Origin of the sequence: Pseudomonas sp. R9.37, assembly GCF_963878885.1 — a bacterium.
GTDB lineage: Bacteria > Pseudomonadota > Gammaproteobacteria > Pseudomonadales > Pseudomonadaceae > Aquipseudomonas.
The window spans coordinates 26,127-49,597 of sequence record NZ_CAWNZA010000004.1 but is presented as its reverse complement, the minus strand read 5'-3'; the positions used below and the strand labels follow the sequence as shown (position 1 = coordinate 49,597).

At 61.1% G+C, this 23,471-nt stretch carries 16 protein-coding genes; 3 read left to right on the top strand and 13 right to left on the bottom strand.

The window, feature by feature from the left end; translation table 11 throughout:
* Nucleotides 1–9 precede the first annotated feature (9 nt).
* The 8 genes from AACU78_RS03260 to AACU78_RS03225 form a co-directional block, all read right to left on the bottom strand.
* Entirely contained in the window at nucleotides 10–1,152 is a 1,143-nt protein-coding gene (locus AACU78_RS03260) for a hypothetical protein (RefSeq protein ID WP_106579812.1), read from the bottom strand.
* A complete protein-coding gene (locus tag AACU78_RS03255; protein WP_106579811.1) occupies nucleotides 1,122–2,567 on the bottom strand; it encodes an alkaline phosphatase family protein in 1,446 nt (481 codons plus the stop codon). Before AACU78_RS03255 ends, AACU78_RS03260 begins: the two co-directional genes overlap by 31 nt.
* Nucleotides 2,557–3,771, bottom strand: a complete 1,215-nt coding sequence (eboE, locus tag AACU78_RS03250) for a metabolite traffic protein EboE (RefSeq protein WP_106579810.1) — start codon at nucleotides 3,769–3,771, stop codon at nucleotides 2,557–2,559. Before eboE ends, AACU78_RS03255 begins: the two co-directional genes overlap by 11 nt.
* The gene (locus AACU78_RS03245; protein WP_106579809.1) at nucleotides 3,768–4,652 is read right to left on the bottom strand and encodes a TatD family hydrolase; all 885 of its coding nucleotides are present in this window, start codon (nucleotides 4,650–4,652) and stop codon (nucleotides 3,768–3,770) included. Before AACU78_RS03245 ends, eboE begins: the two co-directional genes overlap by 4 nt.
* A 39-nt stretch (nucleotides 4,653–4,691) precedes the next feature.
* The gene (locus AACU78_RS03240; protein ID WP_106579808.1) at nucleotides 4,692–5,375 is read right to left on the bottom strand and encodes an EboA domain-containing protein; all 684 of its coding nucleotides are present in this window, start codon (nucleotides 5,373–5,375) and stop codon (nucleotides 4,692–4,694) included.
* The gene (locus AACU78_RS03235; protein WP_106579807.1) at nucleotides 5,372–6,241 is read right to left on the bottom strand and encodes a UbiA family prenyltransferase; all 870 of its coding nucleotides are present in this window, start codon (nucleotides 6,239–6,241) and stop codon (nucleotides 5,372–5,374) included. Before AACU78_RS03235 ends, AACU78_RS03240 begins: the two co-directional genes overlap by 4 nt.
* 5 nt (nucleotides 6,242–6,246) lie before the next feature.
* A complete protein-coding gene (locus AACU78_RS03230; RefSeq protein WP_106579806.1) occupies nucleotides 6,247–8,112 on the bottom strand; it encodes a 3-dehydroquinate synthase in 1,866 nt (621 codons plus the stop codon).
* 407 nt (nucleotides 8,113–8,519) lie between these two features.
* Nucleotides 8,520–9,461, bottom strand: coding sequence for a LysR family transcriptional regulator (locus tag AACU78_RS03225; RefSeq protein WP_106579805.1), 942 nt, complete (start codon nucleotides 9,459–9,461; stop codon nucleotides 8,520–8,522).
* A gap of 111 nt (nucleotides 9,462–9,572) precedes the next feature.
* Here AACU78_RS03225 and AACU78_RS03220 point away from each other — a divergent pair, with 111 nt between their 5' ends.
* Nucleotides 9,573–11,069 carry a CoA-acylating methylmalonate-semialdehyde dehydrogenase gene (locus AACU78_RS03220; protein WP_106579804.1) on the top strand — a complete coding sequence of 499 codons (1,497 nt, stop codon included), beginning with the start codon at nucleotides 9,573–9,575 and terminating at the stop codon, nucleotides 11,067–11,069.
* Between the two features lie 1,030 nt (nucleotides 11,070–12,099).
* Here the strand turns inward: AACU78_RS03220 and AACU78_RS03215 are convergent.
* The 5 genes from AACU78_RS03215 to argP form a co-directional block, all read right to left on the bottom strand.
* Nucleotides 12,100–13,365, bottom strand: a complete 1,266-nt coding sequence (locus tag AACU78_RS03215) for a carbohydrate porin (RefSeq protein ID WP_106579803.1) — start codon at nucleotides 13,363–13,365, stop codon at nucleotides 12,100–12,102.
* A gap of 57 nt (nucleotides 13,366–13,422) precedes the next feature.
* Complete coding sequence (locus tag AACU78_RS03210) at nucleotides 13,423–15,831, bottom strand: glucose/quinate/shikimate family membrane-bound PQQ-dependent dehydrogenase (protein ID WP_106579802.1); 2,409 nt, start codon at nucleotides 15,829–15,831, stop codon at nucleotides 13,423–13,425.
* Nucleotides 15,832–16,046: 215 nt separating this feature from the next.
* A complete protein-coding gene (locus tag AACU78_RS03205) occupies nucleotides 16,047–16,934 on the bottom strand; it encodes a proline iminopeptidase-family hydrolase (RefSeq protein ID WP_106579801.1) in 888 nt (295 codons plus the stop codon).
* Between the two features lie 79 nt (nucleotides 16,935–17,013).
* A complete protein-coding gene (locus AACU78_RS03200) occupies nucleotides 17,014–17,910 on the bottom strand; it encodes a bestrophin family protein (RefSeq protein WP_106579800.1) in 897 nt (298 codons plus the stop codon).
* Between the two features lie 270 nt (nucleotides 17,911–18,180).
* Complete coding sequence (gene argP, locus AACU78_RS03195; protein WP_106579799.1) at nucleotides 18,181–19,110, bottom strand: HTH-type transcriptional regulator ArgP; 930 nt, start codon at nucleotides 19,108–19,110, stop codon at nucleotides 18,181–18,183.
* 206 nt (nucleotides 19,111–19,316) lie between these two features.
* Here argP and AACU78_RS03190 point away from each other — a divergent pair, with 206 nt between their 5' ends.
* The gene (locus AACU78_RS03190) at nucleotides 19,317–19,586 is read left to right on the top strand and encodes a hypothetical protein (protein ID WP_146151461.1); all 270 of its coding nucleotides are present in this window, start codon (nucleotides 19,317–19,319) and stop codon (nucleotides 19,584–19,586) included.
* Nucleotides 19,587–20,252: 666 nt separating this feature from the next.
* Nucleotides 20,253–23,459, top strand: a complete 3,207-nt coding sequence (locus tag AACU78_RS03185; protein ID WP_445261899.1) for an Ice nucleation protein — start codon at nucleotides 20,253–20,255, stop codon at nucleotides 23,457–23,459.
* The last annotated feature ends 12 nt before the right edge of the window (nucleotides 23,460–23,471 follow it).

Here is a 23,471-nt window from a genome sequence, read left to right as displayed (position 1 = left end):
TGAGGCTCCTTAGCGTTGCCACTGGGCGCGTTTGAGCGACCAGACAAAGTCCAGTTTGTGATACCCGACAAAGTCGGAAGCCGGCAGTGCAGCGGTGGGGTAGACGATGCCGCCGTCTTGTTTGAGGGCGAAGTTGAAGTAGCCCTTGGTCGGCGAATACGCGGCGGTGCCGTGGCAGGCGAAACACGACGACTGGTTCTGGAACGCCGATTCCAATTGGGAGTTGGCGAGCAGGGTAGGCGTGGTATTGGACTGCACGCCGATCAACTCGTATTGCGCCAGTGTCGGGTTGCTCGCCTGAAAACTCGTATTGACCGGTTGCGCCGCCGCGGTCGGCCCGGTGCTGTTGGTCATCGGCGTGGGCGGGATCGCGTTGGTCACGGTGTACTTGCTGTTGTTGCGGTTTTCGAAGGTGGTCCACACCCAGTCGGGGTTCAATTTGTTGATCACATGCAAGCCGCTCAACGCGGCATAGCCCACCACGTACTCAGTGCCTTGCTGGTAGTAGGTCTGGGCGATGTAGTAGCCATCGTTGGCCAACTGCTGCTGGTAGGTCGGGTTGTTGCCGATCCACAGCCAGGCGGCCTTCAGTTCCCAGGCCGTGGAGGGAAAATTGAGGTCGCTGGTCAATGCGGCCTGGCCATTCACGTTGTAGACCTTCTGCTGCACGATGTAGTTGAAGGTGTCCGGGCCCATCAGCAGCTGAAACCGCACCGCCTGGCCTTGCTGGGCTTGCGGCACCTGGCCGCCCATTTCCAGGATCAACCCGTCCACCTGTTGCGTGGCGTTGAGGTTGTGGAACAGACGATTGACGTTCATGCCCATCGCCTGGGCTTGCGTCAGCACCGCGGCGGGCACGGGTGTGCGCTGGGCGTAGGGCAGGGGTTGCGTGCCATTGGCCAGGTAAACCTGGTCTGAAGGCTTCATGGTTTCCCAGGCCCGATCAGGGCTTTGTGCCGCAGCCGGTTGGTTGAGGCAGACAAACCAGTTCCAGGCCAGGGTCTCGGGGCTTTGGGTGAAGGTGGTTCGCGTCTTGTCGATATTGCCGCCAAACTGCAGAAAATCCGTGCAGTCGAAGGCCGTGTTTGCGCCTTGGGCCTGGGCCAATCCGGCCAGTGCACTCAGGACAGTGATAGATAAGGCTCGCCGCATGGAAGCTCCTTGGCATTGGCCAGTTCGAGGTGTGGGCGCCCCAGGAAGTGTTCCAGGAGCAGTTGCTTGACTGCCGTCGCCGCAAGCTGCTGCGGCAACGCCAGATCGCAATTGGTGATCAGCAATGGGCCGGTCTGTGCACTGCTGGGCAGGCGCCCGTGGCTGCCACGCACCAGCGTGGTGTCCAGCGGGATCAGGTCCATGTAGTAGCGAAAGCCGAGCTTTTTTTGCAGCAGGCGGCGCGCCATTTTCAGTTTGGGGAAGCGAATCGCCGGGTCGATGAACAGCTCGACCGGGTCGTAGCCAGGCTTGCGGTGGATGTCCACGGTGCGCGCAAAGTCCGGCGCCTTGCGCTCATCCAGCCAGTAGTAGTAATCGAACCAGTAACCCGCGGCGGCCACGGCCACCAGCTCGCCGCTGCGCGGGTGATCAAGCTGCCAGGCGCGTTGCTCGGCGTTATCGAGCACCTGCTCGATACCGGGCTGGCGCTGCAGCAAGGCTTTGATCCGCGCAATGTTCTTTGCCTGCTTTACGTAGATGTGCGCAACCTGATGATCGGCCACCGCAAACGCCGCACTGGCGCCCGGGTCGAGCAGTTCCCAGCTCAAGGATTGGCGCACCTGCAACAGGCCTTCGGCGCGCAGCACGCGGTTGATCGACACCGACTGCTCGACCGCTTCGATGCCGTACTCGGACAGCACCATCACCGCCGCCCCCTGCGCCTCGGCGAAGGCCAGCAGGCGCCCCACCTCGGCGTCGATGGCGCGTACTTCATCGGCAATCGAGGGATGTTCAGGCCCCACGCGCTGCAAGCTGTAGTCGAGGTGAGGCAAGTAGATCAATTGCAGGTGAGGGCGATTGATCTGGAACTCGGCCATTGCGCAGTCGACGATCCAGCGGCTTGATGCAATGCCCGCCGCCGGCCCCCAGAAGCCATGGAAAGGGAACTCGCCAATCTGCGCCTCGATCTGCTCATGCAGCCCGGGCGGTGACGAATACAGCCCGAACTGTTTGCGCCCATCGGCCGGGTAATGCGGGCGCGGGGTGATGGCGGCGTCCACGTCGGCGTACATGTTGTACCACCAGAACAACTGGCTGCAGCGAAAGCCCGGGAGCTCGCGCTTGAGCGTGTGCCAGACCTTTTCGCCCTGGATCAACCCATTGGGTTGCAGCCAGAAACGCACCTCGGCCTGATCGCGAAAGTACCAGCCATTGCCGACAATCCCGTGCTGCGACGGCGGTGCGCCAGTGAGGATCGAGGCCTGCACCGTCGAGGTTACGGCGGGGAACACCGGTTGCAGGCTGGCCATCTTGGCGGTCTTGAGCAGGGAGTTGATGTGCGGCGTCGCTTCGCCCAACAGCGAGGGCGTGAGCCCGACCACATTGATCAACAGCAGCGGTTGTTCAGAGGGCATCGGCGTAGGCCTCCTGCACGTGCAACAGGTTGCGCTGGCGCAGTTGCTCTTCGACCCAGCGCAGCTCAGCGGCGATGCCGGCCAATTGAGCGGCCTCGGTAGCGGGCCGCAATTCAACGGGCAGCACGCCCCAGCTGTAGGTTTCCACCTCCAGCACCGGGCGCACATCGGCATGCGCCGCCAGGTAGTCGAAGGTCTGCGCCAGGGCAATCTGGCTGCCGCTGAGTTCGGGCAGCAACAGGTGGTCGCTGAACAGCGGGATGTGGAAGTGGATGCGCAGTTCGCCGAACCCGGCGCAGTCCTTCAGGGCGGCCGGCAGGTCTGGCCAGGCCACTCGATGGCCCTGGGCCGTGAGCGCTTTCACCTGATGCAAGTACGTGAGTTCGGCGAAGGTGCTCAGGGTTGTGAGCACGTGTTCGCGCCGGCTGGCGTCGTCCGATGGCAAGCGGCAAATCATCGCGTTGGACAGCTGGATCTTGCCCACCGGCACCTCGGCCGCGCGCAGCCGTTCCAGCGACTGGTAGCAGTCTTCGAACATCACCGCCTGATGGCACACATCGAAGCACAACGCCAAGTAGGCATGGTTGGGGTCCATGGCGCGCCGGCGCTGGAAAAACGCGATGGCCTGCTCGGTGTTTTCCAGCACGCAGTCCGGTTCCATCTCCAGGCAGAACACGATTTTCTTGCCGGTTTCCCAATGCAGGTGGGCGAGTGCGGCGGTGAGTTGGCTCAGTTGCTCGTCGGCGCGCGCCTGCAATGCCGGCGTCCAGGTGGCGGCATAGCCCAGCGGTACCGTGGAGATCACGCCGTGGCGGCAGTCGTTTGGCAAGGCATGGGCGAGGAGGCGCGCCAGGTCCAGGCTGTAGGCCAGGCGTTGCGGGTCGGCCCAATTGGGCAGGTAGACGTCGGCTTTGACGGCGCCCTGATGAAATTCGCCATAGGGAAAACCGTTCAGCGAGGTCAAGCGCAGGCCGCTGTGCTTGAGCAATGCCAGGAACTGCACGCGCGCCGATTCCTGCTGCAGCTGCGCCGCCGCGTGAGCGCAAATCCACAGGCCGCTGTCCTGTTGCTGCAGCCCGCGCAAATTGCGCACGCCTTGAAAATCCTGCTTGATCGAGGCCCGTAACCCGGCCAGGTCGCGCGTCGGGTGCACATTGCTGCAATACCCGAGTTGGGCGGCCGTCCAGCCGCTGCCGGCACTCATTTGACCACCGGTTCCTGGCCGCGCAGGGCCGAGTTTTCCTGCCATTGCTTGCGCTGGTCGATGGGCAGTGGCGTGCTCACCAGCGCCTTGTCGAGCTGGCCACTTTGGGCAAAAAAGTCCACCGGGTTATGGAACAGCACCTGTTCGACCTGGGCTTCCGTGAAGCCTGCGGCCAACATCGCCTGGCCGGTCTTGGGCACTTTGAGTGGGTCGCTGATGCCCCAATCCGCCGCGCTGTTGACCACCATTTTTTCGGTGCCGTATTCCTTGAGCAGCGCGACCATGCGCTGCTCCGACATCTTGGTGTTGGGGTAGATGGAATGGCCGCGCCAGCACTCGCTGTCGAGCACCAGCGGCAAGGTCAGTTCGTTGAGGTGGTCGATGATCACCAGGTGCTCGGCGATGCCCACTTCACGGATCACCGCGAGGGTGCGTTTGGTGCCGCCGATCTTGTCGCGGTGCGGCGTGTGCACCAGCACCGGCAGGTTGAATTGCTTGGCCAGTTCCAGCTGCGCGGCCAGAAAGCGGTCCTCTTCAGGGGTGATGTCGTCATAGCCGATTTCGCCCACTGCCACCACGCCGTCCTTGACCAGGTAGCGCGGCAGAATCTGCAGCACTTCATTGGCGATCGACAGGTCATTCGCTTCTTTGGGGTTAAGGCCGATGGTGCAGAAGTGATGAATGCCAAACATGCTCGCGCGAAAGCGTTCCCAGCCGAGCAGCGTGTCAAAGTAGTCGACGAAACTGCCGACACTGGTGCGTGCCTGGCCCTGCCAGAACGCCGGTTCGATCACGCCGGTGATGCCGGCGGCGGCCATGTTCTGGTAGTCGTCGGTGGTGCGGCTGACCATATGAATATGCGGATCGAAGTACTTGAGCATGGTGAATCCTCGTCAAGGGCAGGGCGGCGTTGTGCGGTGTCAGTTCAGGTAGGCGCGCCATTGCGGCGGCAGGCTCAGGCTTCGCAGGCGCTGGCGTTGCGCGGCGCTGAGCAGGTCAAAGGCGATGACGGTGGGCAGCCCTGGGGACACGGTGCGCTCGGCCGCGAGCTGTTCATCGAGCAGGTCAAGGGCCAGCTGGTTGAGCGTGACGCCCTGGCGCTGCGTGAGCCCCACCACGCGCCCCACGTCGAGGCCCATGCCGAGCGCTTTGAGTACCAACTGGTGAAAGGCGCGCTCCGGGTAATGGCGTGACGGGTAGGCCGTGTCAAGGGCGAGGGCGGCGAATACCTGCGGGTTGCTGGTGCGCCCGGCCTGCAGGGCCAGCGCCACGCAAAGGCCGTCGCTGTCGAGCCAGTCGAGGGCACCCAGCAGGGCGATTTTTTCCTGGTCGTCACCCCACAGGAACAGCTGACGCAGCAGCGGTACCTGCTCGGTTACCGGGGTGTGTTCGAGTGCTTTGGCCAGCACCAGTGCACGTGCCAACTCCACGGCCGACGCGGGCAGCAGGCGCTTGCATTGGCCGCTCAACAACGCCGCCAGGGTGGCGCTGGGTTGCTGGGCGAGCTGCGCCTGCGCCTGCTGCCACCACTCCCGTTGGGCGGCGGTCAGTTGCTGGGTCAGGGCTTGAAGGTGTGCGGCGAGGCCATCCTGGTGCATGTTCATGTCGGCTTGATCCAACGCTGGAAGTGGGGAAGCAGGAAAAACACCACCACACACAACAGGCTGCCCATCGGTTGGTTGGCCACCGCCAAAACCAGTGCGTCAAACAGCGGCAGGGCGGCCAGCCCTGCACCGATAAACGCCCTGACTTGCCGGTGTTGCGGGTTGGCCAGGTGCTTGCGGTAATGCCAGCCCAGCCAGCCCAGCCACAGCAGCAGCACCGGCCAAAACCACAGCGTGTTGGAGTAGAAAGCCAGGGCCAATGGGCTGAGCATCAGCAGCAATGGCAAGCGGCTGATCAGCTGGTTGCGGTGTTCCTGGCGCGCCAGGTAGGTCAGGCCGCTGATGTACACGCCGAGCAGAATCGCGCACAGCCAGATCGGCTCCGGCGGCACCGCCAGGCTGGCCGCCGCCGTGAGGTACAGCGCCGAGCGACAGGCGCCCATCAGCCACACGCTGTGGGCGTATTTCTTGTGCAGCAGGTTGTAGCCGACGATGCAGCCCACCAACAGCACCACGCTGCCAAGCAGCCAATGCGGCTCGTCGATCAAGCGGCTCAGGCCCAGCACCGCTGCGGCGGCGAGTATCAGCAGCAGCGCCGTGGCCAGGCCGACTTGTTGCCGGCTGGCCAAACCCAGCGTGATCGGACGCGGGTTGTGGTGTTGCCGGTCCCAGTCGGCGTCGAGCCAGTCGTTCAACAGCATGCCGGCCAGGTACAGCAACGACAGCGTGATCAGCAGCAGCCCCCACACCAGCGACGACGGCGGTGCCAGGGCGCCGGCGCTGCTGGCGAGCAGGGCCGCAGCGAGGGTGTTGGTCCATACCGTGGGCAGGTTGGAGACGCGGCCCAGGGTCATCCAGGTTTTCATCGGGCTCATTGTGCGTAACCCTCGTCCAGCGTCAGCGCTGCCTCGCTTGCGGTCGACAAGCGTTGCAGCGCGGCCTCCATCGTCGCGCTGTCGATTTCATGCAGGTCCACCGACTGGCCGATGCGGTTGAGCATGGGGATCGACAGTTGCCCTCCCAGGTGCTGGCGGAACTCCTCCAGCCCCAGCAACAGCGGCGAGCGGCCCTGCGCATCTCTCAAGGTCAGTTCAGGCGGGCACAGGTTGAACCCCAGTTTGCGCAGCAGGCTCATCACTCGCTCAGTGTCGGTATCGCTCAACAATCCCAAGGCATTCGCATACAGCCCATCCAATGCCATGCCCACCGCGACCGCTTCGCCATGGCGCAGCCGGTGGTGGCTGAGGTTCTCCAATTTGTGCGCGGCCCAATGGCCGTAATCCAGCGGCCGACCGTTGCCGCGTTCGAACGGGTCGCCGGCGCCGGTGATGTGCGCCAGGTGCAGCTCGGCGCAGCGGCGAATAGCGTGGCGGCTGGCCGGGTGATCAAAGCGGGCGAGGGCATCGGCGTGTTGTTCCATCCACGCGAAAAACGCCTGGTCCTTGATCAGCGCTACCTTGACCGCTTCGGCCAGCCCGGCGATCTGGTCGCGGCGGGTGAGGCTGGTGAGCAGTTGGAAGTCGTTGATCACCGCCGTGGCAGGGCAGAAGGTGCCCAGCAGGTTCTTCTGGCCGAAGGCATTGATGCCGTTTTTCACGCCGATGCCGGCGTCGTTCTGGGCCAGCACCGTGCTGGGAATACGGATCAGGCGGATGCCGCGGTGGAAGGTGGCGCAGGCGTAGCCCACCGCATCCAGCACCGCGCCGCCGCCCAGGGCCAGCACGTAGCAATGCCGGTCCAGTCCGTGTTGCAGCATGTCGGTGTAGAGCTGCTCCAGCACGCGTGCGGTTTTGCTCAGTTCACCTGCCGGCACGGCGATGGGGGCGGTTTGCAAATGCAGGTCTGCATGGGCACGGAAATAGGCGTCGATTTGAGCCAGCAACTGTGGGGCGCTGTGCAGCAGTTGCGCATCGGCGAACACCATCACCGTCACCGGTGCCGCGTGCTGGGTGATGAGCGCGCGGTGCAGGCACGGGTTAAGCGGATCAAACACGTGATCGGTGAACATCACCGGGTAGTCGTAACTGACCTCGAACCGTCCGCGCAGCGGCTGCTGCCCAGCGGGTTTGCGTTTGAGCAGGCTATAACCGGCCATAAACGCCAGCGGCAACACCATGCTGGCGAGGAGGGTGACCAGCAGTGAGTTCTGCTCGATCAGCAGCGTGCCGATGGCGGTGTAAGCCAGTGCCAGTCCGGCATTGGCCAGGGTGGTGATCAGCAAAAATGCGCGCAGCGGATAGCGTTGCATGCCGGCGGCGACCACCGAGGTTTCCGCCAGCACCGGCACGCCACGCAGGCAAATCAACGACAACGTGCTCAACCGATACGCCAACTGCCCTGGCTGGCGCTGATGCAAGCCAAGGCGGCCGGACAGCAAGCGCAAATAGCCGGCGCCCAGCGCATAGCCCAGCCCGGCGCCCAGGCACAGCCCAATGAAAATCACCAGGTAACCGCCGATGCTGCCGAGCATGGCCACCGCCAGCAACGCCACCAGGCTTGACGGCACCGGCAACACCACATCGAGGGCGAGCAGGGCGAGCAGCAGCAGTGCCAGGTTGAATGCCTGGGCAGGCGTCGAAGGTTGATACAGGGTGAGGTGAATCAGGAAGTCTTGGATCTGTTGTTCAAACAACAGGAAGCTGGCGATCACCAGCACAGCAAAGCCTATCAACGACAGCCAAAAATGTTCGGCTGGCCCCTTTTTCGAGAACGCACGGTACCACCGGCTGCGCTTCATCAAAGCATCCCTTTTGAGAGTTAAGACTAAGTTCCGTGTCAGTGTTAAGCGCTGTTTTCAGAGCAATAGAGTCCCTCGCCCGTTGGGCTGGTTGTGTGCGTAATGGCTGATGGCTTTCACGGTATTCATGAACGTAGCCGGTTGTGGTTTTTTTGCAAGTTTGCGCATCAAGGAGTTTAAAGCCGGGAGGTTGGCGCGGGTTACACAGCGCTATTTATTTACGCTTTACAATTAGTTGTATGGCTTTTTTTAAAGCGTCAAGAACCCGTTGTTGCGGGCTTTCGCCGGTAACAAGTTCACTACAAGGTCTTGAAGTTTGTTATTTGGATTATTGCCGCTGGCTATAAGTAGATCGGTAATAACTGCTTGTCGAGAATGGTTCCGCTTAAGTTGTCTGCATGCGTGTATTATTTACCCACAAATCGAAAACCGCCGGATAACTTATCCTTTAGATAGCCCACTAACGTACTGACCGATTTCGGTACATGGGGCGAGTACGGTCGAATCAGGTAAATCTCATCGGCAAACGCGCCCTTGAGCGTCCAGCCCGTGAGCACCTGCACCAAGTTGCCATGGGCCAGGGCGGCCTGCGCGCTGAAATCCGGAAGCAGGGCGATGCCCAGGTGGTTCATCGCTGAGTCGCGCAGCGCTTCACTGTTATTGGTCGAAAAACTTCCAGAGATCGGCACGGTCACCCGTTCAACCTGTTTGCCGCCGCGTTCAAAGGTCCATGCCGGCTGGTCGGTGCCCCGAGGGTAGTACAGGCAGTTATGCGCGGTGAGGTCGCCAGGTTCGCGCGGTTCGCCGTGCTGTTGCAGGTACTCGCGCGTGGCGACCAGCACCGAGCGGGTGTCGCACAGCTTCCACGCTACATGGGTTTCCGGTACCTGGAAGCCGTGCCGTACCGCCAGGTCGTAGCCTTCGGCCGCCAGCGAACTCAAGGCATCCGAGACGTCCAGCTGGATGCGTACCTGCGGGTAAAGTTGCAGGAATTCGGACAGGTGCGGCACCAGTTGCTGGCGGGCAAATGCCACCGGCGCGGTGAGGCGTACCAGGCCGCGAATCTCCCCGGCAGCGTCGCGCACCGACGAGAAACTACGGGCGATCTGCGCATAGGCGCTGCGTACTTCGCGGGTCAGTGACAGGCCCGCATCGGTCAGCCGCACGCTGCGCGTGGTGCGGGTGACCAGCCGGGTGCCGGTGGCTTTTTCCAGGTCTGAAATGCGCTGGCTGACGGCGGATTTGCTCACGCCCAGGCGCGCGGCGGCGGCGGTGTAGGTGCCTTGCTCCTCAAGCACCGACAGCCAATGAATGTGCGTCCACAGCCCTTCGATCTCAGCCTTTTCCATGATTCTATTGTTCGCCTATGAGGACAATCAGTTCTGGATTCTGCTCTGGTTGGGAACAAACTGAAAGCCTATCGTGGGCTCCAACGTTTACCGACCTAGGACCCAATTGCCATGAGCACCCTCGAGCATTACATCAACGACCAGCGCGTTTCCCGCGATGATCGCTATCAGGACGTCTACAACCCGGCCACCGGTGAGGTGACCGGTCGCGTGGCCTTGGCCAGCCGCCAGACCGTGGGCGAGGCCGTCGCCGCCGCCCAGGCCGCCTTCGCCGGTTGGGCCGACACCCCGCCGATCCGCCGTGCCCGCGTACTGTTCGAATACCTGCACCTGCTGCGTGAACGCAAAGACGACCTTGCGCGCATCATCGTCGCCGAACACGGCAAGGTGTTCACCGACGCCCAGGGCGAAGTCGACCGGGGCATCGACATCCTCGAATTCGCGTGCGGCATTCCCAACCTGCTCAAGGGCGAACATTCCGACCAGGTGTCACGGGGCATGGACAACTGGACCCTGCGCCAACCCTTGGGCGTGGTGGCCGGCGTGACGCCGTTCAACTTCCCGGTGATGGTGCCGATGTGGATGTACCCGATCGCCATCGCGGCGGGTAACACCTTCATCCTCAAGCCCAGCCCGACCGACCCGAGCGCTTCGCTGTTCATGGCTGAGTTGCTGCGCGAAGCCGGCTTGCCCAAAGGCGTGTTCAACGTGGTGCAGGGCGACAAGGAAGCGGTGGATGCCCTGCTCGAACACCCGGACGTCAAGGCCGTGAGCTTTGTCGGCTCCACGCCGATTGCGCAATACATCTACGAGACCGGCGCGCGCAATGGCAAGCGTGTGCAAGGCCTGGGCGGCGCGAAAAACCACATGGTGGTGATGCCCGACGCGGACATCGAAAAAACCGTCGACGCGCTGATGGGCGCCGCCTATGGCAGTGCCGGCGAGCGCTGCATGGCGATTTCGGTGGCGGTGCTGGTGGGTGATGTGGGCGACAAAATCATCGCCGCCCTGACCGAGCGCGCGAAGACATTGCGCGTCACCGACGGCCGCGATTTGAAAGCCGAGATGGGCCCGATCGTGTCGCGGGCTGCGTTGGAGCGCATCAGCGGCTACATCGAACAAGGCGTGCAAGCCGGCGCAAAACTGCTGCTCGACGGGCGCGACTATGTGCCCACCGAACCGGGCCTGGAAAACGGCTTCTGGCTCGGCGCAACCTTGTTCGACCACGTGACGAAAGACATGAGCATCTACCGCGAAGAAATCTTCGGCCCGGTGCTGGCCTGCGTGCGCGTGAATGACTTCGGTGAGGCGATCAAGCTGGTCAACGACCACGAATTTGGCAACGGCGTCAGCTGCTTCACCCGCGACGGCAACATTGCCCGCGAGTTTGCCCGGCGTATCGAAGTGGGCATGGTTGGCATCAACGTGCCGATTCCGGTGCCGATGGCCTGGCACGGCTTTGGCGGCTGGAAGAAGAGCTTGTTTGGCGACATGCACGCCTACGGCACTGAAGGCGTGCGCTTCTACACCAAGCAGAAGTCGATCATGCAGCGCTGGTCAGAGAGCATCGAGCAGGGCGCGGAGTTTGCGATGCCCGTGTCCAAATAACCTCAGCGCGCTGTAGATCAACGGTGGGAGCTGGCTTGCCTGCGAAGGCGGTGTATCAGTAACAGATCTTCTGACTGACACACCGCAATCGCAGGCAAGCCAGCTCCCACATTTTTTACCGTGTTCAGGCGGTGGTTTTTGCGCCAGCAAGAGATCAATGTGGGAGCGGGCTTGCCCGCGATGAGGGTGTGTCAGTCAAGCTGTTGGGGGCTGGTCTACCGCCATCGCAGGCAAGCCAGCTCCCACACTTTTTACCGTGTTCAGGCGGTGGTTTTGCGCCAGCAAAAGATCAATGTGGGAGCGGGCTTGCCCGCGATGAGGGTGTGACGGTCAGCCTGTTGGGGACTGGTCTACCGATATCGCAGGCAAGCCAGCTCCCACACTTTTTACCGTGTTCAGGCGGTGATTTTGCGCCAGCAAAAGATCAATGTGGGAGCGGGCTTGCCCGCGATGAGGGTGTGACGGTCAGCCTGTTGGGGACTGGTCTACCGATATCGCAGGCAAGCCAGCTCCCACACTTTTTACCGTGTTCAGGCGGTGGTTTTGCGCCAGCAAAAGATCAATGTGGGAGCGGGCTTGCCCGCGATGAGGGTGTGTCAGTCAAGCTGTTGGGCACTGGTCTACCGTTATCGCAGGCAAGCCAGCTCCCACATTTTTTACCGTGTTCAGGCGGTAGTTTTGCGCCAGCAAAAGATCAATGTGGGAGTGGGCTTGCCCGCGATGAGGGTGTGTCAGTCAAGCTGTTTGGGACTGGTCTACCGCTATCGCAGGCAAGCCAGCTCCCACACTTTTTACCGTGTTCAGGCGGTGGTTTTGCGCCAGCAAAAGATCAATGTGGGAGCGGGCTTGCCCGCGATGAGGGTGTGTCAGTCAAGCTGTTGGGGGCTGGTCTACCGCGATTGCAGGCAAGCCAGCTCCCACACTTTTCACCGTGTTCAGGCGGTGGTTTTTGCGTCAGCAAAAGTTCGAATGTGGGAGCGGGCCTTGGGCACGGCGGTACCGGCGGCGTTTTGTGGCTGAACGGCGCGGCCTAGAACACTGCCTTGACCTGCAAGCCCAGCACCAGTGCATTGTCGATCTCTGTATCCGAAAACGCTCCCGGCTCAATGATGTATTGCACATCCGGACGCAACGTCAGCCACGGCGTGGCCTGGTAGCCATAACTGAGTTCGATCAACTGCTCGGCATTGTTCAGGTTCGGATAGTCCGTCCCCGCGTTCAACGCTGCCAGTTCCTGCACGTCGCGACTGCGCGGGTTCGGCACTGCGCGGCCGTAACCCAGGGCGACGGTGTCGCGCGGGCGGCCTTCGAACGGTTTGTACAGCACCACGCCCGCGCCATACCACTTGCTGAACGGCGAGGCGGCCTCACTGGCGGCCGAGTATTGGCCGAAGGCGTGCAGCACGCGACCGGCGGATGTGCTGGACGCCCACACGGCCTGGTCGATCAGCAGGTAGTGACCGCCGCGACCGCTGACGGTTTTATTGCTGCCGATGCGTTTCACATCGGAGCTGTCGTAGTAATAACCCAGCTTGTATTCACCCGGCAGCGTGCCCGCGTGTTTGTAGACCAGCTCGATAGGCACCACGGTGCCAGTGGTGTGCTTGGGCCCCAAGTGCCAGGCGCGGCTGGAATTGCCGTTGCTCGACGGGTCGACATTGAACGCCGCCACGCGCAGTTGCCACGCCGGCGAAAAGTCGTATTTCACCCGTGCGCCCAGGTGTGCGTTGGGGTAGTTGGCCCAGCCGCTGCCGCCGGACATGTTCAGCGGGTGCCCGCAGAAACCGGCGTTCATGAAGTTGCACAGGATGCCGCTGTCGAGGCCGCCCAGGTCGTTGCCCATGGCCATGTAGCCAAGCTTGACGTTCAGCGCGGGGGTGAACAGCGTGCGTTCGTAGCTCAATTCGGTGAGGCGGGTGTAGAGGCCGCCGTAGTTTTCCTGGATCGGCAGACGGTTGCCCACCAGGTCTTCGGAGGCGCTGTTGCCGCGCCGGTCGTTGATGGTCAGCTGGATGCGGTCGCCATTGTTCAGGCCGTAGAGCTTGCCCAGGTCGAACTGCACGCCAAGCTTGATGTTTTGCGAGTAGCGCGCCGAACGGTGTTGGCCGCCGTCGGCGTTGTAAGCGGTTTCGCCGCTGTAGTCGCCGGTGAAGCGGATGCCTTGCTCGTCGAGTTCACGGCGCAGGCCGCCCCAGTCGCCGGTCAGGGTGGTGTCGTCGGCTTGAACGGGCAGGGCGGCAGCAAAGGCCAGGCCCAGCACCAGGCGGCCAAGGGGCAAATGAGAAGTGGGGGTCATGCGTGGTTTTCCAGACAAAAAGCGCGGTGCCGGGGGCGGCACCGCGCGAACACAGGGTTATGGCAGGGCGTAGGCGATCACGTAGTCGCCACGGTCAGTGGACTGGCGCGCGCCGCCGGCGGTGATGACGATGTATTGCTTGCCGGTTTTCGGCGACACATAGGTCATCGGGCCGCCTTGGCTGCCCACCGGCAGGCGGGCTTTCCAGACTTCATCACCGTTGCCGCTGTTGAAAGCGCGCAGGTAGAAGTCCTGGGTGCCGGCGATAAAGATCAGGCCGCCCTGGGTGGACAGCGTGCCGCCGAGGGTCGGCAGGCCAATCTTGATCGGCAGGTGCATGCGGATGCCCAGCGGACCGGTGTCTTCAACCGTGCCCACCGGCACTTGCCAGGCGATCTGCTGGGTCTTCATGTCGATGGCGGTCAGGGTGCCGAACGGCGGCGCCTGGCACGGGATGCCGGCCACCGACAGGAAGCGGTTTTTGTTCACCGCATACGGCGTGCCCTTGAGTGGCACCGCGCCCATGCCGGTGTTCAGCGCTTCGCCACCGGACGAGGCCTGGGCCTTGTTCTGCGACGGCACCATCTGGATCCACAGGCCCAGGCGCATGTCGTTGACGAAGATAAAACCGTGCACCGGGTCGGTGGAAATGCTGCCCCAGTTCATGCCGCCCAGCGAGCCCGGGAAACTCAGCGATTTATCGGTGCCCGGCGCGGTGTACAGGCCTTCGTAGCGCATACCCTTGAAGTCGATACGGCACAGCAATTGGTCGTAGGGCGTGGCGCCCCACATGTCCGATTCGTTCAGGGTTTGCGCGCCGATCTGCGGCATGCCCACCGATTTAGGCTGGGTTAACGAATACGGCTCGTTGGGAATGTTCGCGGCCTTGACCGGCACTTCCTTGACGTCTGTCAGCGGCTTGCCGGTGGCGCGGTCGAGCACGTAGATCTGCCCGGCCTTGGTGCCGATCACCACAGCCGGTACTGCCTTGTCGCTGCCCGGTGGGGTGAAGTCGATCAGGCTCGGCTGCATTGGCAGGTCGAAGTCCCACAGGTCATTGTGGACGGTCTGGTACACCCACTTTTCTGCGCCGGTGGAGGCGTCCAGCGCCAGCACCGAGGCGCCGTATTTGTGATTCAGTTGGGTACGTTCAACGCCATAGATGTCGGTGGACGAGCTGCCCATCGGCAGAAAAACCGTGTTCATCAGCGGGTCGTATGACATCGGCGCCCAGCTGTTCGGCGTGCTGCGCACATAGGTGCTGCCGGCGGCTGGCGCTTGTTTGTCTTCGGGATTGCCCGGGTCAAAGGCCCAGCGCATTTGGCCGGTGATCACGTCGAAACCACGGATCACGCCGCCGGGCATGTCGGTTTGTACGTTGTCGGCGACGCGGCCACCGACGACGACGGTGGTGCCGGCCATCAACGGTGCCGACGACAATTGGTAGTAGCTGTCCGGCACATCGCCCAGGCCGGCTTTCAGGTCCACTTGGCCGTGGGTGCCGAAGTCTTCGCAGAATTTGCCGGTGTCGGCATCCACCGCAATCAGGCGTGCATCAATGGTGTTGGTCAGCAGGCGACGCTGGCATTGCGCACCGGCTGGCACGCTGGCGGCCATGATCGGCGAGCTGTTGGGTTGGGTCGGCTGAGCGAGGGGCGCGGTGGCGTCGAAATACGCCATGCCACGGCAACGCTGCCACACCGCCGATTTGGCATTGACTTCGTTCTTCCACAGCTCTTTGCCGGTGTCGGCATCCAGCGCGATCAGGTTGTTGTGCGGCGTGCAGATAAACACCTTGTTGCCGATCTGCAGGGGCGTCAGTTGGTCTTCGGCACCGTTGCCGTCGCTGATGGCAACGTCGCCGGTGTGGTAGGTCCACGCCACTTTGAGCTTGTTGACGGTGTCGCGGTTGATCTGGTCCAGCGCCGCAAAACGGCTGCCGCCTTCGGTGTTGCCGTAGTGCGCCCAGTCTTTTTGTGCATCGGCTGCAGCCACTGGCGTGATGCCTGGGCCTTTACCGGTGGGCGCCACGCTTGGGTGCGCCACGAACATGTTGCCTGCAGCGACGGCCACGCCCACTGCCAACACGGCAGCAATGCCATACGCGCCGCGAGCGGGCTTGCCCACCAGCAGCGGATACACCAACGCCACCACCACGCCGATCACCGCAAACATGAACAGCCGCGAAAACAGCGGCCAGTACACCAGCCCTACGTCCGCCACTGCCCAGACAGCCGTGCCCACCAGAAAAGCGGCGAACAGCCACGCGCCAGCCGGGTTGCGCCGCGCGATCAACAGGCCGGAAACGGCCATGGCCACGCCACCGATCAGGAAGTACCAGGAACCGCCCAGGCTGACCAGTTTGGCGCCGCCAACGGCCAGGGCCACGCCGAGCAGGGCAATGATGATGCCCAGGCCCAGCAGAAGATATCGTGAGGCGCCAGCGGCGCGGGATGCTCGTTTCATGTCGACAGGACTCGAAGGTGAGTGACTAAAGGTCGAATGTTAGCAAGATAAGTAACTGGTTAGTACATTCTACTGGGTAATAGTCTTTTACAGCCTTTGGGATGATGTTGTTGCAAACCGGCTTGGAGGCGCCAGCAGGCTTTGTGTGGCAAGCCTGCTGGCCACTTCAAGGATGCTTGCCAGTTAAAGCCTGCCCATCACAGAGCGTTGTGTTTTCACTCCAGGGAGGCAAGAAACTCGGCTACACACGCCATGCACGCATCACGCTCTTCAACATGGGGCATATGGCTGGACTGCTCGAAAATCTGCCAGCGCACGTCGCTGATGCCGTCGGCAAACGGCTGCACCGTGGCCGGTGTGGCTTCGTCGAAGCGGCCGGAGATCAACAGCGTCGGCACCTGGATCTGCGGCAGCCGATCAATGATCGTCCAGTTGCGCATGCTGCCGATCACATGGAACTCAGTGGGACCATTCATCGCGTGGTAAACGGTAGGGTCTTCTTCGATGGCGGCATTGGTGCGCTCAACTTCGGCGGGCACCGGCAGGGTACGGCACACATGGCGCGCGTAAAACACCTCCGCCGCGGCGAGGTATTCAGCGGTGTCGGTGGTGCCGGCGGCTTCATGGCGCAGCAACGTGGCCTGCACCTCGGGCGGCAGCGCCTGGCGCAGCTCATTTGCTGCTTCGCACCACAAATCCATCGAGGCTGGCGAGTTGGCAATAATCAACGCTTTCAAGCCGGCAGGCTGGCGCACCGCGTGCTCGGCGCCGAGCATGCCGCCCCAGGATTGGCCCAGCAGCGCGTAGTCACTGATCTCAAGGTGCTCGACCAGGTTGTCCAGCTCTGCCAGGAACAGCTCCACGCTCCAGAAATCGACGGAGGCGCCGGGTAAGTGGGTCGAGCGGCCATTGCCGACCTGATCGTAGTGCACCACCGCGCGGCCAGTGGCGGCCAGGTCTTTGAAACTGTCGACGTAGTCATGGGTGCAGCCCGGGCCGCCGTGGGCAATGATCAAGGGCAGGCGCCCTGAACTCAAATCGCCAGTGACCCGGAACCACGTCCGATAGCCACGGAAATCGGCATAACCTTCGCGAACCTGCATGCTGTGTACCTCCTTGGAATTGATGCGGTACAGGCTAACCAAAACCGCGCGTCAGGTGCACTGGTAGAAATGATAGGTTCTACGCGTGCAGCAAACGGTCACCGCCCAACGCATCACGCTGCATCGATTGCAGGTTTTTCTCGATGGTCTCGCAGAGGGTTTCCATCTGGATCTGGTGTTCGCTGGAGTGAAACGGGCTTTGCAGGTCGGTGCCGATGCGTTCGATCGCCAGCAGCATAAAGCCCACCACCGTCGACGCCAGCGGCGTGAACCAGCCCAGGGATTCCACCAGGCCCACCGGCACGATCAGGCAGAACAGCGAGATAAACAGCCGCGGGAAATACACGTAAGGGTAGGGCAGCGGCGTATTGGCGATGCGTTCCATACCGCCCTGGGCGTTGGACAGGTCCACCAGGGTGGACTCCAGCCGAGCCAGGCGAATGCTGTCCAGGTGCCCAGTCTTGTATTCACGCGCCAATAACGCTGCAGAGCCGGTGAGGATGTCATTGGCAAAGTTATTGGTGGCGCCCTTGCGCGCGAACTCTTCAGCCGGGATAAACGCACGCACCTCGTCCGGGCATGGATTGCCCCTTAGGTGCGCCGCCAGGCAATTCACATACGCCACATGGCGGCGCAACAGCGTGGCCTTGGCTGGGTTCACCTCGCCTTCAGGGTCGTCGAGCAGGGTCAGTACCTGGCGTGCAAAGCTGCGCGAGTTATTCACCATCGCGCCCCACAGCGTGCGGGCTTCCCACCAGCGGTTATAGGCGCTGCTGTTGCGAAAACTGATCAGCACCACCAGGGCCGAACCCAGCAATGTCAGCGGCATCAGCGGCAGATTGATCTTGGTGGTCAGAAACAGCATGAAATCCACCGTGACGGCGACATCCCACAACAACAGCCAGAACAGGGACCAGCCCACATAGCCCATGGTCTTGATGACCAAGCGGTATTTTTTGATGATGGCGGCTTTCAAACGTGAACCTCGAAGCGGGCGATAAGCAACAGTGCTTAAGCTCGGACGCCCGTTTGCGGAGAAAGGTTCGCATTGGACCTGAATCGTTTAAGTTACGGGTTATCAGGTTTCACACGCTGACCTATAGGCGGGGGCGGCCGGCGTAAGTGGTCCACAGCACAGACGCCGTTGATGTTTACCCTGCAAATCCGGCGATTTGGATAAATGGGAGCCTGAAAGTGAGGCGTTTATCTGCCCATTGCATGAGTGTGGGTTGAAACGGCGAGGGTGTTATCTGATCGACGTGCCAACCACGAATGTCTCTTGCCTCTTGAAATTCAAGATGCGCCTGGCGGCAGCTACTGCATGCTTGGAGAGCGCTTCCATGCGTGGAGATTGCAAGGCCCAGGCGTGCCAATACAACGCAACGTCGGTGAAATGCCCAGGGACCAGATCCACGAGATCTCCACTTTTAAGCAAGGTACTGGCTTTCATCTGCGGAACCATGCCGTAGCCGAGGCCATGACGTATCGCCCGAAAGCGCGCTTCGGGCAGCGACAGGTAGTGGCTCGGAAAGGCATCTGCATGCAGGCCCAAACGCGACTGTAAAAATTCTGACTGCAATGTGTCTTTGCGAGAGTAGGCAAGCACCGGTGCCCTGCGTGCGGCGTCGCGTGTCAGCCCGGACGGGAACCATCGCGCCTGAAAGGCCTTCGATGCCACTAATTGGTAGCGAACCGACCCTAGCGGTTCTGCAAAGCAGCCACGCATCGGCACTGGACGCGTGCCTATACACCCAATGACTTGCCCACTTTCCAGCAGGGCATACGTATGGTCCTGATCATCGACCACGAGCTCCAGGAGAATCTTTTCGCTGACAAACGTCTCTGCCAATGCCGGGAAAAACCATGTGTTCAAGGTGTCGCCGTTCACGCCTATTACCAACCGTACATAGTCCTCGCCGGTTCCTGCTATATCGTTGAGCAATTCTTCCTCCAGCACTGTCGCGCGACGCAGATAAGTCATCAACTTCCTCCCAATCTGAGTCGGCTCGCACGGCCGCCCCCGTACCACCACGGAGCTACCCAGACGCGCTTCCAGTGCATGTATCCGCTGTGAGACGGCTGACGGAGTCACTTTCAGGTATTCGGCTGCCTTTTCGAAGCTGCCACCTTCGATGACGGCCAGAAACGCCTGCATGTGCTTCGCATCGAGCTTCATTGTCGAATTCCTGATTAAGTATTGCTTATGGGTACTGAAATATACTTCGTTTTACTTCACTTTTATTTCAATGCATTCAATGATGACTTCAGGGCGACACAAGGTAATTTCCCGGTGCAGTGCCCGACCCGATCTTCGCCCACAGTTTAAAGGTGGCGCAGGGAGGTACTGTTTAACCCCAGGAGTTAAGCATGAGATGTGTGTTTATGATTTTGCTCGCGTTGACGTTGTGCGCGTGCACAACCTCTGTCCGCAATTGGACGAGAATAGACGGGCAAACCACGGATATAGCGCAAGACAAAGCCCGTTGTCAGTACGAGGCCAAAGCGGCGACGGCAAGCTATCACTCCTCGCCTTCGGCTGACGACAAAACGTCCGGCATGGGCAATGCCGTGGGTGACGGGATTGTTATTGCGCAAAAACAAGTTGAACTGATCAACGACTGCCTGCGGGTAAAGGGTTATGTCGGGCAGTAAAAAATAGACACAGGGTGGGCCGTTGATAGTTGCCTGGCTGTGCTGTCGAGTTGTTTGCCAGTGGTTTTATACCGCCGGTGTTTTCCTGATTATTTAAGATTAAGGCATTTGGTTTTCAGCAGGGTGCAGTCAATTTAATTGGTCAGTGCTCGCGTTATCGGCCGCCTTGATCTTGTTTATGTGTTTGTTATGGAAGTTTGCCTCCAAAGGATTTTACAGAAGTAGTTGTAAAGGTGTTTCAAAATGAAAGCCGAAAAAGTTCTGGTGCTGCGAACATGCGCAAATAATATGGCCGACCACTGTGGTCTGATCTGGCCTGTTTCAGGACGGGTCGAATGCAAGTTTTGGGAAGCCACCCTAAAGCTTGAAAATGGGTTGACTGGCGTGTTGTGGGGGCAGGGCGCGAGTGCGCAGTTGAGCCCGCAGGCAGACGCGAGATGGGTAGTGTGTGAAGTGGCAGTGAGTGACCTGATTTTCCTCGAAGAGGATGAAGGCGTGAAATTTTCTCGTGCTGAAGTTGTTCATGTCGGTACGCGAAGCAGTGCACTGGACTTTATTCAGGACAATGCTTGCAAGTATGAAGCCTCCACGACAAATTTGATTGAGGCCTTGGTTATTCCTGATGCGCAATCAGGGACGAAGGCTGTTCTTCCCGCCTTGCCGGTTGTGACCAAGACTCCTGCCGATGTGGTCACTCGCCGTACTACGGTGCGTTCTACGCAAACGCTGGAAACGGCCGTTTATGGCAGTACGCTCACTGGCGCTAATCAGAGCCAACTCATTGCAGGCTACGGCAGCACTGAAACTGCCGGAGACAGCAGCACATTGATTGCAGGCTATGGCAGCACCGGAACGTCGGGTTCTGATAGCTCAATCATTGCCGGCTACGGCAGTACACAAACCGCGGGCGATGAAAGCTCCCTGATGGCGGGGTACGGCAGTACACAAACAGCCAAGGTGGGCAGTGATCTCACCGCCGGTTACGGCAGCACCGGCACTGCCGGCTCCGACAGTTCGCTCGTTGCCGGGTATGGCAGCACGCAAACGGCAGGCGGCGAAAGCTCCTTGACCGCCGGTTACGGCAGTACCCAAACGGCTCAAGAAGGCAGTGATCTCACCGCCGGTTATGGCAGTACGAGCACCGCCGGCTCCGACAGTTTGCTGATCGCTGGCTACGGGAGCACGCAAACTGCCGGCGGTGAAAGCTCTCTGACCGCAGGGTATGGCAGCACCCAAACAGCCCGCTTAGGCAGTGATCTGACCGCCGGTTACGGCAGTACCAGCACTGCGGGTTCCGACAGCTCACTGATCGCCGGTTATGGCAGCACGCAGACTGCCGGCACGGACAGCTCTCTGACGGCCGGTTACGGCAGTACCCAAACGGCTCAAGTGGGCAGTGACCTTACGGCGGGTTACGGCAGTACCAGCACTGCGGGCTCCGACAGCTCACTGATTGCCGGCTATGGCAGCACGCAAACTGCCGGCACAGACAGCTCTCTGACGGCCGGTTACGGCAGTACCCAAACGGCTCAAGTAGGCAGTGACCTTACCGCCGGTTACGGCAGTACCAGCACTGCGGGCTCCGACAGCTCACTGATTGCCGGCTATGGCAGCACGCAAACTGCCGGCACAGCCAGCTCTCTGACGGCCGGTTACGGCAGTACCCAAACGGCTCAAGTGGGCAGTGACCTTACGGCCGGTTACGGCAGTACAAGCACTGCGGGTTCCGACAGCTCACTGATTGCCGGCTATGGCAGCACGCAGACTGCCGGGGGAGACAGCACCCTGACGGCCGGTTATGGCAGCACGCAAACAGCTCAATTGGGCAGTGACCTCACTGCCGGCTACGGCAGCACGAGCACTGCGGGCTCCGACAGTTCGCTGATCGCGGGTTATGGCAGCACCCAAACTGCGGGAGGCGAGAGCTCCCTGACTGCTGGTTACGGCAGTACTCAGACGGCTCAGGAAGGCAGTGATCTGACTGCCGGTTACGGCAGCACGGCCACCACCGGACCTGGCAGTATGGTAACTGCCGGTTACGGCAGTTCGCAGACTGCCGGTCACGCGAGTGCGTTGATTGCCGGTTATGGCAGCACCCAGACGGCGGGTTACAAAAGCATTCTGACTTCGGGTTACGGCAGCACTCAGACCGCCCAGGAAAGCAGTGATCTCATCGCCGGCTACGGCAGTACTGAAACCGGTGGTTACGACAGTTCGTTGATCGCCGGTTACGGCAGTACCCAGACAGCCGGTTACGCAAGCATTCTGACTGCCGGATACGGCAGCACGCAGACAGCACAAGAAGGCAGTTCACTCACCGCAGGCTACGGCAGCACCTCAACTGCCGGATTCAACAGTTCATTAATCGCCGGCTACGGCAGTACGCAAACCTCGGGCTATGAGAGCACCCTGACAGCTGGTTACGGCAGTACACAAACCGCCCAGGACAATAGCTCGCTCATCACGGGTTACGGCAGTACCTCCACGGCGGGTTATCAAAGTTCGTTGGTTGCGGGTTACGGCAGCACCCAGACCGCAGGTTATGAGTCGACCCTGACAGCCGGCTACGGCAGTTGCCAGACGGCTCAAGAGCAAAGTTGGTTAACTGCCGGCTACGGCAGCACATCAACAGCGGGTTATGAAAGCAGACTGATTGCCGGCTATGGCAGTACGCAAACCGCCGGCTACAAAAGTACCCTGACCGCAGGCTACGGCAGTACCCAGACCGCCCAGGAAGAAAGCTCGCTGACTACCGGTTATGGGAGCACTTCAACGGCGGGCTACAACAGTACGCTGGTCGCCGGTTACGGCAGCACTCAAACCGCCGGCTACAACAGCAGCCTGACGACGGGTTATGGCAGCACCCAGACTGCGGGTTACGACAGTGTCATGACTGCGGGGTATGGCAGTACGCTGACCGCCCTCGACAGCAGTACGCTGACTGCCGGCTATGGCAGCACGCAAACCGCCGGATTTGGCAGTTCGTTAATGGCCGGCTATGGCAGTTCGCAGACTGCCGGTTGTGAAAGCACATTAACGGCCGGTTATGGCAGTACCCAGATGGCGGAGCGCGACAGCACGCTCACCGCAGGTTATGGCAGCACCGGTACTGCCGGGCAGGACAGCTCGCTGATTGCCGGTTATGGCAGCAGCTTGACCAGTGGCACGCGCAGCTTTTTGACCGCGGGCTACGGCAGCACACTGATCAGTGGACTGCACAGTGTACTGACGGCGGGCTACGGCAGCAGTCTTACCTCAGGCATGCGCAGCAGCCTGACGGCGGGATACGGCAGCAACCAGATTGCGAGCCACAAGAGTTCGCTGATTGCGGGCCATGAGAGCACCCAGATTGCAGGGCACAAAAGTATGTTGATCGCCGGCAAAAACAGTTCGCAAACTGCGGGTTCTCGCAGCACGTTGATCGCCGGCGCTAAAAGTGTCCAGATGGCGGGCGATCGCAGCAAGCTGACTGCTGGTGCAGACAGCACCCAGACAGCCGGCGATCGCAGCAAGCTTTTGGCCGGTAGCAACAGTTACCTGACGGCTGGCGACCGGAGCAAACTCACTGCGGGCGACGATTGTGTGCTGATGGCCGGGGACCGTAGCAAGCTGACGGCTGGCAAGAACTGCGTATTGACCGCTGGCGCTGACAGCAGGCTCATAGGGAGTCTGGGCTCGACGCTTTCAGGCGGGGAGAACTCGACACTGGTTTTCCGCTGCTGGGACGGTAAGCGCTACACCAACGTGGTCGTCAAGACGGGCAGCGACGGCGTGGAAGCTGATGTTGCCTATCAATTTGACGAGGACAGCAACGTTCTAATCAAGGCTGAGGACAGCCACAGTGTGGCGGACCCGTCTCAGCTTCAGCCATGAACTTATTCTCTA

What these genes read in the sequence shown, in the direction of transcription:
- AACU78_RS03260 (WP_106579812.1), bottom strand. Translation starts at nt 1,152, where the DNA reads ATGCGGCGAGCCTTATCTATCACTGTCCTGAGTGCACTGGCCGGATTG.
- AACU78_RS03255 (WP_106579811.1), bottom strand. Translation starts at nt 2,567, where the DNA reads ATGCCCTCTGAACAACCGCTGCTGTTGATCAATGTGGTCGGGCTCACG.
- eboE (WP_106579810.1), bottom strand. Translation starts at nt 3,771, where the DNA reads ATGAGTGCCGGCAGCGGCTGGACGGCCGCCCAACTCGGGTATTGCAGC.
- AACU78_RS03245 (WP_106579809.1), bottom strand. Translation starts at nt 4,652, where the DNA reads ATGCTCAAGTACTTCGATCCGCATATTCATATGGTCAGCCGCACCACC.
- AACU78_RS03240 (WP_106579808.1), bottom strand. Translation starts at nt 5,375, where the DNA reads ATGAACATGCACCAGGATGGCCTCGCCGCACACCTTCAAGCCCTGACC.
- AACU78_RS03235 (WP_106579807.1), bottom strand. Translation starts at nt 6,241, where the DNA reads ATGAAAACCTGGATGACCCTGGGCCGCGTCTCCAACCTGCCCACGGTA.
- AACU78_RS03230 (WP_106579806.1), bottom strand. Translation starts at nt 8,112, where the DNA reads ATGAAGCGCAGCCGGTGGTACCGTGCGTTCTCGAAAAAGGGGCCAGCC.
- AACU78_RS03225 (WP_106579805.1), bottom strand. Translation starts at nt 9,461, where the DNA reads ATGGAAAAGGCTGAGATCGAAGGGCTGTGGACGCACATTCATTGGCTG.
- AACU78_RS03220 (WP_106579804.1), top strand. Translation starts at nt 9,573, where the DNA reads ATGAGCACCCTCGAGCATTACATCAACGACCAGCGCGTTTCCCGCGAT.
- AACU78_RS03215 (WP_106579803.1), bottom strand. Translation starts at nt 13,365, where the DNA reads ATGACCCCCACTTCTCATTTGCCCCTTGGCCGCCTGGTGCTGGGCCTG.
- AACU78_RS03210 (WP_106579802.1), bottom strand. Translation starts at nt 15,831, where the DNA reads ATGAAACGAGCATCCCGCGCCGCTGGCGCCTCACGATATCTTCTGCTG.
- AACU78_RS03205 (WP_106579801.1), bottom strand. Translation starts at nt 16,934, where the DNA reads ATGCAGGTTCGCGAAGGTTATGCCGATTTCCGTGGCTATCGGACGTGG.
- argP (WP_106579799.1), bottom strand. Translation starts at nt 19,110, where the DNA reads ATGAAGCTCGATGCGAAGCACATGCAGGCGTTTCTGGCCGTCATCGAA.
- AACU78_RS03190 (WP_146151461.1), top strand. Translation starts at nt 19,317, where the DNA reads ATGATTTTGCTCGCGTTGACGTTGTGCGCGTGCACAACCTCTGTCCGC.